Annotated in this window: 15 protein-coding genes; 6 read left to right on the top strand and 9 right to left on the bottom strand. The window is 63.8% G+C overall.

Translation table 11 applies throughout. The features are described from left to right. Positions 1-3 precede the first annotated feature (3 nt). A complete protein-coding gene (locus E5221_RS11115) occupies positions 4-1,203 on the bottom strand; it encodes an efflux RND transporter periplasmic adaptor subunit (protein WP_247847406.1) in 1,200 nt (399 codons plus the stop codon). After that, positions 1,196-2,449: a TolC family protein gene (locus E5221_RS11110; RefSeq protein WP_247847403.1), complete on the bottom strand. Its 1,254-nt coding sequence runs from the start codon at positions 2,447-2,449 to the stop codon at positions 1,196-1,198. Before E5221_RS11110 ends, E5221_RS11115 begins: the two co-directional genes overlap by 8 nt. A 328-nt stretch (positions 2,450-2,777) precedes the next feature. Between E5221_RS11110 and aroQ the strand changes: the two genes are divergently transcribed. Then, a complete protein-coding gene (gene aroQ / locus E5221_RS11105; RefSeq protein ID WP_013971975.1) occupies positions 2,778-3,227 on the top strand; it encodes a type II 3-dehydroquinate dehydratase in 450 nt (149 codons plus the stop codon). Further along, positions 3,224-4,072, top strand: a complete 849-nt coding sequence (locus tag E5221_RS11100; RefSeq protein ID WP_061550504.1) for a shikimate dehydrogenase — start codon at positions 3,224-3,226, stop codon at positions 4,070-4,072. The genes aroQ and E5221_RS11100 overlap by 4 nt, the downstream gene beginning before the upstream one ends. Before the next feature lie 131 nt (positions 4,073-4,203). Here E5221_RS11100 and E5221_RS11095 read toward each other — a convergent pair whose 3' ends face one another. Both E5221_RS11095 and E5221_RS11090 read right to left on the bottom strand, forming a co-directional pair. Further along, entirely contained in the window at positions 4,204-4,740 is a 537-nt protein-coding gene (locus E5221_RS11095) for a thioredoxin family protein (protein ID WP_177328667.1), read from the bottom strand. Further along, positions 4,730-5,005 carry a DUF2790 domain-containing protein gene (locus tag E5221_RS11090; protein ID WP_061550505.1) on the bottom strand — a complete coding sequence of 92 codons (276 nt, stop codon included), beginning with the start codon at positions 5,003-5,005 and terminating at the stop codon, positions 4,730-4,732. Before E5221_RS11090 ends, E5221_RS11095 begins: the two co-directional genes overlap by 11 nt. 220 nt (positions 5,006-5,225) lie before the next feature. Here E5221_RS11090 and E5221_RS11085 point away from each other — a divergent pair, with 220 nt between their 5' ends. The 4 genes from E5221_RS11085 to E5221_RS11070 all read left to right on the top strand — a co-directional run bounded on the left by E5221_RS11085 (position 5,226) and on the right by E5221_RS11070 (position 8,617). After that, a complete protein-coding gene (locus E5221_RS11085; RefSeq protein ID WP_003250463.1) occupies positions 5,226-5,966 on the top strand; it encodes a response regulator in 741 nt (246 codons plus the stop codon). Continuing rightward, the gene (locus E5221_RS11080) at positions 5,963-7,249 is read left to right on the top strand and encodes a HAMP domain-containing sensor histidine kinase (RefSeq protein WP_024086661.1); all 1,287 of its coding nucleotides are present in this window, start codon (positions 5,963-5,965) and stop codon (positions 7,247-7,249) included. The genes E5221_RS11085 and E5221_RS11080 overlap by 4 nt, the downstream gene beginning before the upstream one ends. A 247-nt stretch (positions 7,250-7,496) precedes the next feature. Then, complete coding sequence (locus E5221_RS11075; protein WP_247847401.1) at positions 7,497-8,114, top strand: ferric reductase-like transmembrane domain-containing protein; 618 nt, start codon at positions 7,497-7,499, stop codon at positions 8,112-8,114. Positions 8,115-8,128: 14 nt separating this feature from the next. Next, the gene (locus E5221_RS11070) at positions 8,129-8,617 is read left to right on the top strand and encodes a DoxX family protein (protein ID WP_247847399.1); all 489 of its coding nucleotides are present in this window, start codon (positions 8,129-8,131) and stop codon (positions 8,615-8,617) included. A 120-nt stretch (positions 8,618-8,737) separates the two neighbouring features. Here the strand turns inward: E5221_RS11070 and E5221_RS11065 are convergent, their stop codons facing one another. The 5 genes from E5221_RS11065 to E5221_RS11045 all read right to left on the bottom strand — a co-directional run bounded on the left by E5221_RS11065 (position 8,738) and on the right by E5221_RS11045 (position 16,250). Beyond that, positions 8,738-9,436 (bottom strand): putative DNA-binding domain-containing protein, encoded by a 699-nt coding sequence (locus E5221_RS11065; RefSeq protein WP_247847396.1) that lies wholly within the window; start codon positions 9,434-9,436, stop codon positions 8,738-8,740. Further along, positions 9,429-10,277: a DUF692 domain-containing protein gene (locus tag E5221_RS11060; RefSeq protein WP_247847393.1), complete on the bottom strand. Its 849-nt coding sequence runs from the start codon at positions 10,275-10,277 to the stop codon at positions 9,429-9,431. The genes E5221_RS11065 and E5221_RS11060 overlap by 8 nt, the downstream gene beginning before the upstream one ends. 76 nt (positions 10,278-10,353) lie before the next feature. Continuing rightward, the gene (locus tag E5221_RS11055; protein WP_247847391.1) at positions 10,354-10,845 is read right to left on the bottom strand and encodes an EF-hand domain-containing protein; all 492 of its coding nucleotides are present in this window, start codon (positions 10,843-10,845) and stop codon (positions 10,354-10,356) included. A 163-nt stretch (positions 10,846-11,008) separates the two neighbouring features. After that, positions 11,009-11,563 carry a DUF4174 domain-containing protein gene (locus tag E5221_RS11050; RefSeq protein ID WP_247847390.1) on the bottom strand — a complete coding sequence of 185 codons (555 nt, stop codon included), beginning with the start codon at positions 11,561-11,563 and terminating at the stop codon, positions 11,009-11,011. 199 nt (positions 11,564-11,762) lie between these two features. Next, on the bottom strand, positions 11,763-16,250 hold the full coding sequence (locus tag E5221_RS11045) for an NEL-type E3 ubiquitin ligase domain-containing protein (protein WP_247847387.1): 4,488 nt from the start codon (positions 16,248-16,250) through the stop codon (positions 11,763-11,765). Positions 16,251-16,253: the final 3 nt, after the last annotated feature.

Below are 16,253 nucleotides of genomic sequence, written 5' to 3'. Positions count from 1 at the left end.
TGATCAATGGCTGTGCTCGGCCGAGCCCTTGCCCAGCTCGGACTTGAGGACAAAGCTGCCGGCAGCGGCCACCTGGGTTCCGGCGGCAAGGCCGGTGGTGATTTCCACCAGGCCGGCGTCGCGGCGGCCGGCCTTCACCGGGCGGGCCTCGAAGCCTTCCTCGGTACGGGCAAACACCACGGTCTGCTCTTCCCAGGATTGCAATGCGCTTTCTGGTACCACCACGGCGGCGTTGAAGCGTTCGACGCTGACCGCGACGTTGACGAACAACCCGGGGCGCCAGGCGCCGTTGGGGTTGGCCAGCGTGGCGCGGACAGTGGCGGCACGGTTCTGCTCGCCGAGCAGGCTGCCGACGTAGTTGACCTTGCCCTCGACCCGGGCACCCAGGTCCGGCGCGCTGACCGTGACATTGCGGCCGGTGGTCACCTTGTCCAGGTCGCGCGGGGCGACGGCGAAGGTGGCCCAGACCCGGCTCAGGTCAGACAGGGTGAAGGCATTGCTGGTCTCATCGACCACCTCACCCACGGTCAGGTGCTTTTCCACCACCACTGCATCGAACGGCGCGCGCAGTTCATAGCGGTTGCCGGCGCCGGCCGGGCCCACGGCGGCGACCTTCTGCCGGGCGTTGGCCAAGGCAATCTCCGCTTCCTGCAAGGCCTGGCGGGCCTGCAGGTAATCCTGCTCGGCGCTGATCCGCTCCTGCCACAGCTGCTGTTCGCGCTGGAAGGTCAGGCGCGCCAGTTCCAGGCGGCGCTGGGCAGCCTGTTGTTCGCTGCGCAGGTCGGAAATCTGCTGGCTGGCAATTACCGCCAGCACCTGACCACGCTTGACCGCCTGGCCCAGTTCGGCTTGCACCGACTCGACCACACCGGGCACGCGTGGCACGACGTGGGCAGTGCGATCCTCGTCGAAGCGGATTTCACCCGGGAAGCTGATGGCGGTGCCCAGTTCACGAGGGCCAGCATCGGCCAGTTGCACACCGGCAGCTTCGATCTGGGCGATGGACAGGTGCAACTTGCCCGCCTCTTCTTCGTGACCTTCGCCGGCCTGTTCCTCGCCGTGGCCATGGCTTTCTTCGCCGTGGTCGTCGTGCCGGGCTTCAGTGCTCGATGCGTTGCCGAGGTTGCCGGTCCAGGCCAGGCCACCGAGGCCGAGCGCGGCAATGGCGGCAGCCAGAAGGGCTATCTTGCGTGGATTAGTCATTGTTGCTCCTGCTGTTCAATTTGTTGCTCAGCCCATCGAGGTCGCCATAGATCCGCTCGACCTGTGCCCGCGCGTCGGTCGCCGAGGCCAGCGCCTCGAGGTACAGCCCGCGTGCCTCGATCAGCGTGCGCTGGGCGTCGAGCACATCGAGAAAGGCGAACTTGCCCATTTCGAAACCGCGTGTGGCGGTGTCCACGGCCTGCTGGGCAGAAGGCAGGATGGTGCGGTCATAGGCCTGCACTTCCTGCATGGCCGTGGTCCACTGGCTGACGGCACTGCGGGTTTCACTGCGCAGGCGCAGCTCCACGGCGTTGCGCAGGTCACGCGCCTGGTCGGCACGGCGGGCTGCGGCCAGCACGTTGCCCTGGTTGCGGTCGAACAGCGGCAAGGGCATCGACAGGCCCACCACATTGACCCGCTCGCGGTCTTCGCGGCTGTACTGGCTGCCAAGGCTGACGGTGAGGTTGGGAATACGCAGGGCCTTTTCCGATCCCAGGGACGCTTCGCCGCGCTCGACCTGGGCGGCGGCCAGGCGCCATTCGGCCGTTTGCTCGACCTGGTCTAGCAGGGCATCGGCGCTGGGCGCATCACCGGGGGACAGGTTGGCTGCCTGCAACTGGTCGAAGCTTGCCAGCGGGCTGCCGGTCAACCGTGCCAGGGCCTGGTAGGCCACACTGCGCTGGGTTTGCGCACGGCGCACTTCAGCCTGGGCCTGGGCCAACTGCACCTGGGCGCGGGTGGCCTCAACGGGCGATGACTGGCCAGCGGTCACCCGCCCCTGCACCACTCGCAGCCCACGCTCGGTCAACGCCTGCGATTGCTGCGCCAAATCCAGCGCGGTCTGTGCGCGCAGGGCCGCGTGGAAGGCCTGTATCACATCGGCGCGCAGGCCGTTGCGCTGGCGTTCCAGGTCCAGCAGGGCAATGGCCTGGCCAGCACCGGCCACGGCGATGCGTGCGCCGCGCTTGCCGCCCAGCTCCAGCGGTTGGCTAAGGGTGACCGTGGTGGTGCTGGTGTCACGGCGGGTGTCCTCGACCTCCCAGGACAGCTCCGGGTTGGGGATCAGCCCGGCCTGGCGCCGTTCGCCATCGGCAATGCCGATTTCCCGTCCGGCTGCGGCCAGCTCCGGGTTCTGAGCAAAGGCGGCGTCTAGCGCCTGGGGCAGGCTCAGGCTCTGGCTGGCCTGGGCAGTGCCGGCGCCAGCCAGCAACAGGCAGAGCAAGGCGGTCTTGCGGGGGATGGGCACGAAACAGTCCTCGTCGGCGAGATTTGCCGAGGGACTGTAGAAAGCCGCGCTTATCGGGGCGGTGGCGGGAAAATTACAATTTTGTAATCCAGTCCGCGTTTCTCTTTGTAGGAGCAGCCTTGTGCTGCGAAAAGGCCGGTACTGCCACAGCAGATGTAATGGCATTGCCGGCCTCTTCGCAGCACAAGGCTGCTCCTACAGAGGTGTGTACATGCTGAGGGTTCGATAATCGCCCACTTTCCGGGTACAGCGGTTTAGTCCAATTGACTAAACTAACCAGGCGGTACAAAACTAGGAAGCATCCAACAACAACAAAGCGATGCCCGTCATGAAGCCCCTTATTCTCGTACTCAACGGCCCCAACCTGAACATGCTGGGCACCCGCGAGCCTGCCCAGTACGGCCACGAAACCCTTGCCGACCTGGCCCAGGGTTGTGCCGACACCGCCCATTCCCTCGGCCTGGAAATCGAATTCCGCCAAACCAACCATGAAGGCGAACTGATCGACTGGATCCATGCCGCCCGTGGCCGCTGCGCCGGCATCGTGATCAACCCCGGCGCCTGGACCCACACCTCGGTGGCCATCCGCGATGCCCTGGTGGCCGGCGAAGTGCCGGTTATCGAAGTGCACCTGTCCAACGTGCACAAGCGCGAACCGTTCCGTCACCTGTCGTTCATATCGTCCATCGCCGTCGGGGTCATCTGCGGCCTGGGCAGCCATGGCTATCGCATGGCCATCAGCCACTTTGCCGAAATGTTGCAGGAGCGCAGCGCATGAGCCAGCAAGCCATCCTCGCCGGCCTGATCGGCCGCGGCATCCAGCTGTCGCGCACCCCTGCCCTGCACGAACACGAAGGTGATGCCCAGGCGCTGCGCTACCTGTACCGGCTGATCGATGCCGACCAGCTGCAACTGGATGACAGCGCCCTGCCCAGCCTGCTCGATGCCGCCCAGCACACCGGTTTCACGGGGCTAAACATCACCTACCCGTTCAAGCAGGCGATCCTGCCGTTGCTCGACGAACTGTCGGACGAAGCCCGCGGCATCGGTGCGGTGAACACCGTGGTGCTCAAGGACGGCAAGCGGGTCGGCCACAACACCGACTGCCTGGGCTTTGCCGAAGGCTTGCGTCGTGGCCTGCCGGATGTGGCACGGCGCCAGGTAGTGCAGATGGGTGCCGGTGGCGCAGGTTCGGCCGTGGCCCATGCCCTGCTGGGTGAAGGGGTCGAGCGGCTGGTACTGTTCGAAGTGGACGTGGCCCGTGCACAGGCCCTGGTGGACAACCTGAATGCCCATTTCGGTGCCGGGCGCGCCGTGGTCGGCAACGACCTGGCCACGGCCCTGGCCGAGGCGGACGGGCTGGTCAACACCACACCGGTGGGCATGGCCAAGCTGCCGGGCACACCGCTGCCGGTGGAGCTGCTGCATGCTCGCCTGTGGGTGGCGGAGATCATCTACTTCCCGCTGGAGACCGAACTGCTGCGCGCCGCCCGGGCACTGGGGTGCCGCACCCTGGATGGCAGCAACATGGCCGTGTTCCAGGCGGTGAAGGCGTTCGAGCTGTTCAGCGGGCGCCAGGCGGATGCGGCGCGGATGCAGGCGCACTTTGCCAGTTTCACCTGACGGATCGGTGTTGGCTTCTTCGCGGGTAAACCCGCTCCCACAGGGATCGCACAGTCTGCAAGCGGTGCAGTACCTGTGGGAGCGGGTTCATCGAGTCGTCGAACCGCCGCGAAGAGGCCGGCACTGACAACTCACCCTTTCTCATCCAGCAACGCCTGTATCACCTGCTCCTGCCCACCATAATCCCCCTCGCCAAAGTGCACATGACGCACCTGCCCCTTGCGGTCGACAAAGTAGTGTGCCGGCCAGAACTGGTTGCCCCAGGCATTCCACACCTTGTAGTCGTTATCCACCGCCACCGGGTAACCGATCCCCAGGCTGGCCACCTTGTCACGCAAGGTGCCCACATCGTGCTCGTAGTCGTACTCCGGGGTGTGCACACCGACCACCACCAGGCCCTGGTCGGCATAGCGCCGCGCCCATTCGTTCACATGCGGCAGGCTGCGCCGGCAGTTGATGCAGTCCCAGGTCCAGAAGTCCACCAGCACCACCTTGCCCTTGAGCCCGGGGCCATCCAGCGGTGCCGAGTTCAGCCACTGGCTGGCGCCGGACAGCGACGGCATGGCACCGTAGCTGTCGCGGGCCATCAGGTGCCCGCCCAGACCCAGGCCCGCCAGCGCCAGGGCAATGCCGCCAACCTTCAACAACAAGCGGCGATCAATTCTCATGGCAACCGCCGGTGGCATAGGTGCGGTACTGCACGCTCTGCTGCTGGCCCTTGGAGTCGAGGTAATCCATGCGGGTGTTCACCAGGCCACAGGCGTCGCTCTGGTCATCCTGTATCGACAGCACTTTCTTCACATCCAGGTGGTCACCGTAGCGGTACTGCATGACCCCGCTGTCGTCCATCGGCATGGTGGAGGCCTGGGCGGCAATGGCGCCGAAGCTGAGCACGGCAAGCAGGCTGGCACGGGCGAAGGTATTGAAGTTCATGGCATCTCTCCTGTGTAACGCTTGAGGGTGGGGAGTTGTGCTCCCCGGTCGAGAGCCATTTCACGCCGGCCAGGTATCCCGTATGTGTCGCCCGAAGCTGTGATGTGCTTCCTCCTGTGTCTGTACACCTGCCAGATACACTGCAATACAATCCCCCGCAGGCAAGCGCGAACGCGCTCGGTACACTGCGCCCATCCCCTCTTGCACAGGAACGCAGCGCATGGAACACGTCGATCACATCCTGATCGTCGACGACGACCGCGAAATCCGCGAACTGGTCGGCAACTACCTGAAGAAGAACGGACTGCGCACCAGCATCGTCGCCGACGGTCGGCAGATGCGCGCCTTTCTCGAAGCCAACAGCGTCGACCTGATCGTCCTGGACATCATGATGCCTGGCGACGACGGCCTGCTGTTGTGCCGCGAGCTGCGCGCCGGCAAGCACCGCAATACCCCGGTGCTGATGCTGACCGCCCGCAACGACGAAACCGACCGCATCATCGGCCTGGAAATGGGCGCCGACGATTACCTGACCAAGCCGTTCTCGGCCCGCGAACTGCTGGCCCGCATCAACGCCGTGCTGCGCCGTACGCGCATGCTGCCGCCCAACCTGACCATCAGCGAAAGCAGCCGCCTGCTAGGCTTCGGCCAGTGGCGGCTGGACACCACCGCGCGCCACCTGCTCGATAGCGAAGGCACCCTGGTAGCCCTGAGCGGTGCCGAATACCGCCTGCTGCGGGTGTTTCTCGACCACCCGCAGCGGGTGCTCAGCCGTGAGCAGTTGCTCAACCTGACCCAGGGCCGCGAAGCCGACATCTTCGACCGCTCCATCGACCTGCTGGTCAGCCGCCTGCGCCAGCGCCTGGGTGACGACGCCCGCGAACCCAGCTGCATCAAGACCGTGCGCAGCGAGGGCTACGTGTTCTCGCTGCCGGTGCAACTGCTCGAGTCGCCATCATGAAGTGGCCACGTACCCTGGCCTCGCGCCTGGCACTGATCTTCTTCACCGGCCTGGTGCTGGCCTACGGCCTGTCGTTCGGCCTGCAAGCGTACGAGCGCTACATCAGCAGCCGCTCGATGATGCTCAGCACCCTGGAGCAGGACGTGGCCACCTCGGTGGCCATCCTCGACCGCCTGCCCGCGGCCGAGCGCGCCGCCTGGCTGCCGCGTCTGGAGCGGCGTACCTACCGCTACCGGCTGGACCAGGGCCTGGCGGGCGAAGCCATGCCGACCAGCGACCCGCCCATGGCCGCGGACTCGATCGTCAAGGCCATTGGCGCCGACTATCGCCTTTCCTTCCAGGAAATCCCCGGCCCGAATGCGCACTTCCAGGCCCACCTTACCCTCGCCGATGGCGCTCCGCTGACCATCGACGTAACCCCATCGCCGGTCCCGGTGGCACGTTGGCTGCCCGTGGTGTTGCTGATCCAGTTGGCCGTGCTGTTGCTATGCACCTGGCTGGCGGTACGACTGGCGATCGGCCCGCTGACCCGCCTGGCCCGTGCGGTGGACAACCTCGACCCGGACAAGCCTGGCGTGCAGCTGGATGAGAGCGGCCCGCGCGAGGTGCGCTACGCCGCCGTGGCCTTCAACGCCCTGCAGGCGCGCATCGCAGCCTACCTCAAGGAACGTATGCAGTTGCTAGCGGCCATCTCCCACGACCTGCAAACACCGATCACGCGCATGAAGCTGCGTGTCGAAGTGATGGACGAAGGGGTGGAAAAGGACAAGCTGTGGAGCGACCTGGGTGAAATGGAACACCTGGTGCGCGAAGGCGTGGCTTATGCCCGCAGCATGGACACCAGCACCGAGGCCCCGTGCCGGGTCAACCTCGATGCCTTTCTCGACAGCCTGGTGTTCGACTACCAGGACAGTGGCGCCCAGGTCGAGCGCCATGGCAGCAGCGGCAGCCTGCTGGAAACCCGCCCGCATGCCCTGCGCCGGGTGCTGGTGAACCTGGTGGACAATGCCCTCAAGTTTGCCGGTGCTGCCGAACTGGAGGTGTGCCGCGAGGGCGACAGCACCGTGATCCGCGTGCTCGACAACGGGCCAGGCATACCCGGCGGCGAACTGGATGAAGTGCTCAAGCCGTTCTATCGCGTGGAAGGTTCACGCAACCGCAGCACCGGCGGCACCGGGCTGGGATTGGCGATTGCCCACCAGCTGATCCAGGCCATGGGCGGCCGACTGACCCTGAGCAACCGCGCAGGCGGTGGGCTGTGCGCGCAGATCGAGCTGAAGTAAGGCAATCTCAGGTAGGAGCGGCCTTGTGTCGCGATCGGGCCGCAAAGCGGCCCCGGCAATTCATGCGGCGAAGCTGAAAACCTGGGGCCGCTTCGCAGCCCATCGCGACACAAGGCCGCTCCTACAGGGACTGCGGCGCTTGAGCGACTTCTACAATCCGATACACAACCCCACCACCGCCGACACACTGCAGATACCCCACCCCGACACACTCCCGGTCACACAACCACACCCGGGAGCCTCCCTGATGAAACCCCTCACCCTTCCCTCCGGCTGGAAGCTGTTCGCCACGCTCGCCGGCCTGACCCTGGCGATGACCGCCGTGGTCCTGGCCAGCCAACCTGATCCGGACAGCCTGCGCAGCGCGATTCGTGCCACTGCGCGCAGCTCCTTCGCGCTATTCCTGCTGGCCTTCCTGGCCTCGTCGCTGGTGACCTTGCTGCCTGGCACCAGCAGCCGCCGCATCCTCCAGGAACGGCGCTATCTGGGGTTGGCATTCGCCTTTTCCCACACCGTGCACGGCGTACTGATCTACCGCTATGCCCAGCAATTCCCCGAGCTGTTCTGGGCCGGCCGCACGTTCACTTCCAGCCTGCCCGGCACCCTCGGCTACCTGTTCCTGCTGCTGCTCACCATTACCTCGTTCAAGGCCCCGATGCGCCTGTTGGGTGGCCGTGCCTGGCAGGCCCTGCACAGTACCGGCATGTGGGTACTGGCCGCGGTGTTCTGCCTGTCGTTCTACAAACGCATCCCAATGGGCGGCTGGTACCCGCTGGCGTTCGCCCTGATGTTCAGCGCCATCGCCGTCAAGCTCACCGCCAAGCTGGCCCGCCAGCAACGCCGTAACGCCCGTGCCCTTTCCTGAAGAGAGAAACCAGCATGACCACCTTGACCCGCACCCTGACCACCTTCGACCGTTTCGGTACCTGGAGCGCCGACCTGCCGTTGCGGCTGTTTCTGGCCTGGGAATTTTTCGAATCCGGCTGGGAGAAATTCAATGGCAGCAACTGGTTCGCCGACCTGCAGGCGAACTTCCCGTTCCCCTTCAACCTGCTGCCTGCAGAGCTGAACTGGCAGCTGTCGATGTGGGCGGAGCTGATCCTGCCGTTACTGCTGTTGCTGGGGCTGGGCACCCGGCTGGCCTCGTTGGGGCTGATGGTGGTGACCGTGGTGGCGATTGCCGCGGTGCATTGGCCGGCGCACTGGTCGAGCCTGCCCGAGCTGGCTCAAGGGTATGCGATTACCGACCAGGGCTTTGGCAACTTCAAGTTGCCGCTGATCTACCTGGTGGCGTTGCTGCCACTGCTGCTGAAAGGGGCTGGGCGGTTGAGCCTGGATCATTGGCTCAGAGGGCGGTTCTGCAGGTGATATCGCCGGGGCTGCGTTGCAGCCCATCGCGACACAAGGCCGCTCCTACAGGGGATCGTGTACCTCTGTAGGAGCGGCCTTGTGTCGCGATAGGGGCGCAAGGCGCCCCCGTACCCGCACTCAACATGTACCGATGATGACCCCCTGCTCGCGCAATCCCTCCAGCAACGCCAACCCCTCTTCCACAGCACCGCCCAACGCCTGCAACCGAGCCCGCCCACTGCCCTGTTCCAGCGCCAGCAATCGGTACGCCAGCGGCGCCAGGCGCGCGAAGCGTACCTTCAGCCCCGCATCGCGATAAACCAGCAACAAGGTCGGCGCCTCTGGCGCGACAGCTGGCTGGTAATCCGCCCCGATCCGCTCCACCGGCCAGCGATAGGCCAACACCCGCGCCACACACGACAACAGTGGCTCCCCTTCCAGCAGGTCGCCTGCCGGGTCATGGGCCGGGTCCTCGGCATCGCTCAGATACAACTGCGCCTCGACCCACTCATAGTGCGCCAGCTCCAGCTGCCAGGGTGCATCCAGCTCGACACCCTGCAGGTAGTCGACGAACGCCTCGGCAATCTCGGTGAACAACGGGGTCTGACTGCGATAGTTGGCATAGAAATCTCGCACTCGGGCATGCCAGCGCGGTTCGCCCAACGCCTGGCGCATCACCGGAAAACTGCCGGCCAGCAAACCTTCGATAGCACCATAGAACAGCTCGCGGTAAACCTTCAGGCGCCGGGCCTCCACGCCCGGCGGCGGCGCATGGCGCTGCGGGTCACGCAGGTGCCGGGCCAAGGTGTACTGCTGCTCACGCAAGGTCTCATTCATTCGCATGCCCTCCCGCAGCACGCTGCACAGTGCGGATGCGCGCCGCTTCGGCGAGCAGTTCGGCCAGCGGCGGGTAGTTGAAATCACGCTCGAGCACGGTCGGTTGCACACCGAAGCGCGCACAGGCGACCGCGTACAGCGCCCACACATCTTCCTTCACCGCAGCCCCATGGGTGTCTACCTTGAGGTCCGGCGCTTCATCGTAATGGCCAGCCACGTGCATGCCGGTGACCCGCGCCTGGGGCAAGCCCGCCAGGAATTCGCGGGCGTCATAGCCGTGATTGCAGGCATTGACGAAGACGTTGTTGACGTCCAGCAGCAGGTCGCAGTCGGCCTCATCGAGTACCGCGCGGATGAAGTCGAGTTCACTCATCGCCTGGTACGGCGCGGCGTAGTAGCTGATGTTTTCCACGGCAATGCGCCGCTCCAGGTATTCCTGGGCCTGGCGAATCCGCGCGGCCACATGGCGCACCGCTTCGTCGGTGAATGGAATGGGCATCAGGTCGTACAGGTGCCCGTCATCACTGCAGTAGCTCAGGTGCTCGCTGTACAAGCGCACCTGGTGGCGATCGAGAAACTGGCGGGTCTGGCCAAGGAAATGGCGGTCCAGCGGCTCGCTGCCACCCAGCGACAACGACAGCCCGTGGCAGGTAATGGCAAAACGCTCGGCCAACTGCGCCAGGCCCTTGCCGTAGGCACCGCCCACGGCAACCCAGTTTTCCGGTGCGCATTCCAGGAAGTCCACGGCGCCAGCCTCCATGGCCAGCAGTTCCGGCAGCAGGCCGCGGCGCAGGCCTAGCCCGGCCTGTAAAGGTACAGGGGACAAAGATGTGGGGTGCATGAACAGGTCTCCGCAACAGGCACAACGCCCCGCCTGACCAGCAGGAGGGGCGTTGCGCGGTTCATGGGGCAGAAGGTCAGGACTTGCCGGTCAGGTGGCTGAACAAGCCTTCGGGCATGGCCTTGCCATTTGCCTGGTAGATCGCCTTGAGGTGATCCGCCGCCTCCTGTTCGGAGATGAAGCCATCATGGTTGCTGTCGATCCTGTCGAAGTCGCCGGCACGGTCCTTGGCCACCGCCAGGAACTCGTCGCGCGAGACCTTGCCGTCGTGGTTGCTGTCGGTCTTGGCGAACGAGGCATCACCACACTTGCCCTCGCCACATTTGCCTTCGGCACCGGCCTTGGCGCTGGCGCCGCACTTGCCCTCACCGCATTTGCCTTCGCCCTGGGTGGCCTTTGCGCTGCCACCACATTTGCCTTCACCACATTTGCCCTCGCCTGCCACCTTGGCCGAAGCCAGCTGGTAACCCTGGGCCAACGGCTCGACGGCAAAGGCGCTGCTGCTCAATGCCATGCTGCCGATCAGGGCAGCGCCGAGCAGGCCGAGGGTGTTTCGTACTTGAGTCATGGTGTCGCTCCACTGTGGTTGGAATGTGGAGCCATTAGGCCGTTGCGGTATGTCGTGGATGTATCGCGCGGGGTGCGGTTTTGTATGGGAATGGGTCTGCGGCGTGGGCAGATACAGTGGGATACACAACGGCCCCAAGGTGCCTCGGGGCCGTCGTGCAGGGTCAGTCTTCCAGCGGCTTGGGTGGCGCGGCCGGCTTGGCGGGTTTGGCAGGCTTGCTGTCCTTGGCCTTGGGTTCCGGTGCCGTCGCTGCCACAGGCTCCGGCGCCGTCACGGCTTTTTCGCTGGCAGGCAGATCATCGACCGCCTTGAGGATCACCTGAGGGTCGATAGCCTCGCCCTCCTCGTCGTCCTTGAGCATGTGCCGCTCACCGTCCTTGCCCACCAGGATCACCTTGGTGCCTTTGCTGGCACCCAGCTTCAACTCGCGGATCAGGGCCATGGTGGTCTGCTGCTCGAGGTTCTTGTCCTCACGCTTGCCCATCATGTTGGCAACGCTGTACAGCACCAGGTTGCGCTCTTTGAAGGCGGCCTGGGTGGCCGGGTCCTTGAGGGCCTCGTTCAACCCACGCAAGGTCGGGTCGGCGCTGCTGGGCGCAATGACGACCAAGGGCCTGGCCTTGCCCAGTTCCTTGGCCAGCGGCGCGTCACTGTCGGCAGCAAACACAGGGCCGACGAGCGCGAGCAAGGTGGCGAGGGTCAGTGACCGGACGAGCATGCGTATCTCCTTATTCTCTCGATAAACCAGAAGACTACAGATCAGGGCGAAAGATCCGACGAGCGAGCGTAAACCAGCAAAAGGCCTCCATGTTTGAATGAACAGTTACCGGCGGTTACCAAGTGCGGTCGTTCCCCGTCCCGAGCCCGAAAAAGTACCCCTATCACTTGTAGCTTGAGCATAGTCCAATGCGCCCTGGTCATGCCGGCCGTTGCAGAGCCTCGATGGTCAGTTGAAGCTCGGTCTTCTCGGTCCACAGCCTGACTGCCGCCATCAACTTGGCGGCGTCCTCGGCATTGGCATTCTCTGCCAACTGATTATGAAAAGTTGCCGGCACTTCCAGTTCGCGCGCGTAGCGTTTCTCTAGATAATTTCTCCAGAACGGTTGCTGAACCATCCACACTGCCACCGATTGGTCTGTCTCGTTACGCCTGACCTGATCAGCCGCGCGCATCACCGAAGCGTCATCCAGGTTCGGGATGCCCGCGTGTAGCATGCTCCGCGCGTTGCCAGGGAGTCCCAGGTCCTCGCGCAAGCGGATCGAGTAGGCCAGCCCCCATTCGATCGACTCATTTCCCGCACCTGAAGCCTCAGCCTCGCGCAAAGCGATGAAGTCAACCTCCTGCTGCCTCCACAACTGCCGCGCCAGTTTCACCAGGGCTTGCTCCTGGTTGCCAGAAGGAGCGGCCTGCTCGGCTTCCCACACAAGGCATCGGATTTCAAGCTGCTGGAAGACCACCGTGGCATTGTCAGCACAGTTCTCGACCAATGCATTGGCAAAAATTTCACTGGCCAGTGCTGCTGAGCTGTCCATCTTTTCCATCATGTCCAGAACGCGTGAGGCCAGCATTTCCCCATATCGAGGATGGGTGAAGTCTCGCGAGCGCGTAAGCTGTTTCAGCAGCTCCATGAAGTTCGTCACCCCCTCCATCTGCTCGATAGTGTTCCACCAGAGACCCAGATTTTCACGACTCTGCCCGTCAAGGCGGTCCATCCAGCGAAACTTGTGAGGGACTGAACTGTCCTCCGGGATGTTCCAGGCCTCCTGCACATCTTCAGCCTGTTGCAGCGGCACAGAATTGCCTGACAGCGCCACGTAGCCTTCCCGCCACAACCGAGACTGGATGAAGTTAGGGGGCGACAGAGCGATGGAGTTGTTGGAAGCATCGAGCATATACAACGTCTGACAATCCGTGATGCCCTCGGGCAGCAATACCAACCCGGCATTGCGCAAACGCAGCTCGGCCAACTCGTTCATCTGCGTCACAGAAAAGGTCATGGTCAAGCGGTTGTTCGAAAGGTTCAGGTAACGTAACCGGCTGCATTGCGCAAGCACTTGAGCCTGGGACTCGTCCAGAGTGATGCGATTGCCGGACAAGTCGAGTATGCGCAAGTTCTCGAGCAATGACAGGCTGCCTGGCAAAGTTCGCAACTTGTTGTAGCTCAGTTCCAGAGACGTCAGGTTGGGGAATGAAAGCAGGAATTGCTTTGGTACCTCTTTCAGCGACAGGCTGCGCAGGGAAAGTTCGGTAATATGCGGGAAGCTGAAGAGGGGGCCCAATTCAGGCAATGAACCCAGGTCGTACGCGCCGTAATGCCACACCAAAGCCGGAGGTTCATTCTCAGGTGCAACCAGACCGGGTACCCGTGCCCGCCAGCATTGCATGATTGCTTTGCGAAACCGCTTGCGCTCGGCTCGTTCGCCGACCGGCAACCCTCGCCGCTCCCAGCTTTTCAGGTGATCGCTCAACCGACGTGCCTGCTCTTCGAGCACACCGAGCTCAGTGTCGGTATCACGCCCCGAAGCATGCAGCCGGGTCAGCCAGGCTTCGATCTGTTCATCACTGTACGCTGGGTAAAGATCGCGCAGACGCGCTTCGAACGCCCGGGGTCGAGACGCAGGCCGGGCAAAGCGCCCCAGGCCGCCGCCCAGCGGGTAGCCGACCCTGCCATCCTCCAGACGCAGTGGCGCCAGCATCCATGGCTGCCGAGGGTTTTTGCCCAACACCTGGGCCAGTACTTTGGTGTGCCCGGCCATTTGCCGGGCCAATACTGCTCGCAAACCCGGGGCGTAGGGTTCATTGATACCGAGTGCCGCATGATCGGCCGGGGCAAACGCAGCCGCCAAGGTCTCGAACAGCTCGCCGGGGCCACTCAGTTCGAGGCCTAGCGCATCTTCAAGCTCGAACTGCCCGTTGTCATGCACAAGCCTGTAGTTCTGCCCGTCGCCAGCAGTAGTCATTATCGGCTGCGGGCTATCACCATCGTACAGCCGCCAGCGCGGCCTGGCCTCCCTGACATCCAGCGTCTCCAGCAGAGTCAGCGCGACCTTGGCCTGGTCCAGGGTCTGGGGCGTATCGATGAACAGCGCCTCGCAGGCACGCGCAACACGTATACGCAGTACGCTCAGCCTGGCCCTTTCGACCAGCCGAAACGGCACTGTGCCGCTGACCAGTGCCTGAAATTCCGCACCTTCTGCCGACAGCTCGCCCACAAGCTCGCGCGCCGCTCGGCGATGCAGGCTCGGGAAGGCCTTGCGCAAGGTTGCCACCGCCGCATCGTCTGGCTCCTGCTGCCCGTCATACACCTGTTGAAACAGCTGGCGCCGCCTTGCAGAGACCTGCGCCGCCAATGCTGGCCCGCCCTGCTCGGTGACGCCAGGCAAGGCGCGGGCCTTCGCCAGCAACGGCGCGTCCTCCGGCACCCGCCCAAGCTTCAAATCGTCCAGCAGGGTTTGCAGCCGGCGGTCGATCAGCAGGCGCTCTACGGTATCGACCAGCTCGGCCTCAGGTGGCCGGCCGTACACATGCAGCGCCCGTAGATGGTCTGCATCCAGGGCATGGACGGCCATGGCCTGGTCAATCTGTTCATCATCCAGGCGAGCGAAACGCTCACCCAGGCGGCGGAACATCCTGTGCTTGTCTGTCCAGCTGGCCGGTTGCTCGGTCCATAGCCGCCAGGCACCGGCGTCATTGTGACGCAACAAAGGTCCATGGCCACCTCGTGGTGCCAGTTGCCATTCTTCATCTGCGCGCTGGACGATTTCGTAGTTGTGGCCGTCCATGCTCATCCAGCTTCTGTCCTGGGCACGGTAGATGCCCATTGCATCGGCCACTTCCCCAGCGGGAAGTGCAGCACTGCGAAACGGCACCAGGTCTCCATTCCAGAGTTTCTCGCTGCCGTCTTCCAGGCGCGCTGGCACCCACTGGTCCAATGCGGCCCAGGCCCGGCTCGCTTCCCGCCATACCACAGCGGTGACACCGATCACGGCCAGGTCTTTGGTCACGCTGAGCACATGCTCCATCGCGGCGCTGGTATCGCCCTCGCGCCAGTCTTCGACGGCCTGGAACAGCTCGCCCAGCAGGTCCCAGACCATTACCGCCAGCAGCAGTGCATTGAGCGCAGGGATGAACACGCCCGCCACCGTGGCCAGTGTCCAACCCTCGGCAACCAACCTTTGTTGATGAGCTTCCTGGGCCTTGCGGTCAAGGTCAGACACCGGCGTTGCAATCACCGCAGCATCGTCCTTGATGTGATCGATGCGTGCGCAAGCAAGGTGCTCGAACAACGGCAGCGGGTAGTCCCGCATGTGCTGGTCCATTTCCCGGGTTGCCCAATCGGCGACGCCTACCAGGTCCTTGGCAACTCTGGAGAAGAACTGCTGGCTGTCGCGCCGGCGTATGAAGCGTTTGAAGAAATCCTGATAGCGCTTGTCTCGCAGACGCTGGCCCAGGACCTTGCGGGTGAAGCTTTCCAGGTCGGGGCTTGCGGTCCAGGGACCGTGGGGGTCATCGGGAATATAGACAATGATCTTGCGGCTGACCTTGTCATGAAATACATCGAGTATCACGATCTGTTGCAAGTCGCAGCCGAACGCCTTCAGTTGCCGGGCCACCACTTTCGATTCGTAGAGCGTGCCGGGGCGTCCGTGCTTGCACAGTTCCACCACCAGTTCCAGTTCAGCGGCATTCAGTACGCCATCACTCTTGGCCTTGCACGCATCGATCAGCATGACCGAGCTGTACAGCTGGGCAAGCGTCGAAGCCATGCTGCGCCAGCCGCTGGCCTGGCTGTTCGGCGCTTTGAGCACGGAGTCCAGGTGCTGTTGATAGCGCTTGCCCAGGTCCAGCTTGCGGCACAAGCGCGCGAAGGCAGGCGCGGTTGGCGACGCGAGGCGTTGCGACAGGCTGTCGACGATGCAGTTGTCCTTGTGCTGTTCGTTCCGCCCCTCGCCCGGCGTGAAGTTGTCCAGTGCCGCCTCGATCAGCGGTACGTCGAAATAGTCCTTTTCCACCACCGGATAGCGCCCCCACACGCTGCCCTGGCTGGGAGCGGTGTAGGTGTACCAGCGCCTGAAATACAGGCCATCGACATTTTCCCTGGTACCGAATTCTCCCTGCATGGCGTGTTGAAGCAGCGGCTTGACGAAACGGTCGATGCCCTCGATGCGCGCAAGCTCCTTTTCCAGCCACTGTCGAGAGGCCAGGCTGTCTTTCAACGCGCCACGTAAAGCAGCATGCTGCGATTCATACAGACCGTTGGCCGGGATGTTCTGTTCGGTCGGCGATACGATACGCAGCCGGCGAATCCATCTGGGCAGTCGTTTGACGATGAGGTTGTCCTGATAGGCCTGCTCCATGGCCAGCGTATCGGCGGTTGGCGGTAGTTCCTGGCTGGGTGTAGTCACGTT

The sequence above is a fragment of the Pseudomonas sp. A2 genome (genome assembly GCF_023100865.1).
GTDB classification, from domain to species: Bacteria; Pseudomonadota; Gammaproteobacteria; order Pseudomonadales; family Pseudomonadaceae; genus Aquipseudomonas; species Aquipseudomonas asiatica.
The sequence above is the reverse complement of the archived record's forward strand: the minus strand, read 5'-3'. Positions and strand labels throughout refer to the sequence as shown.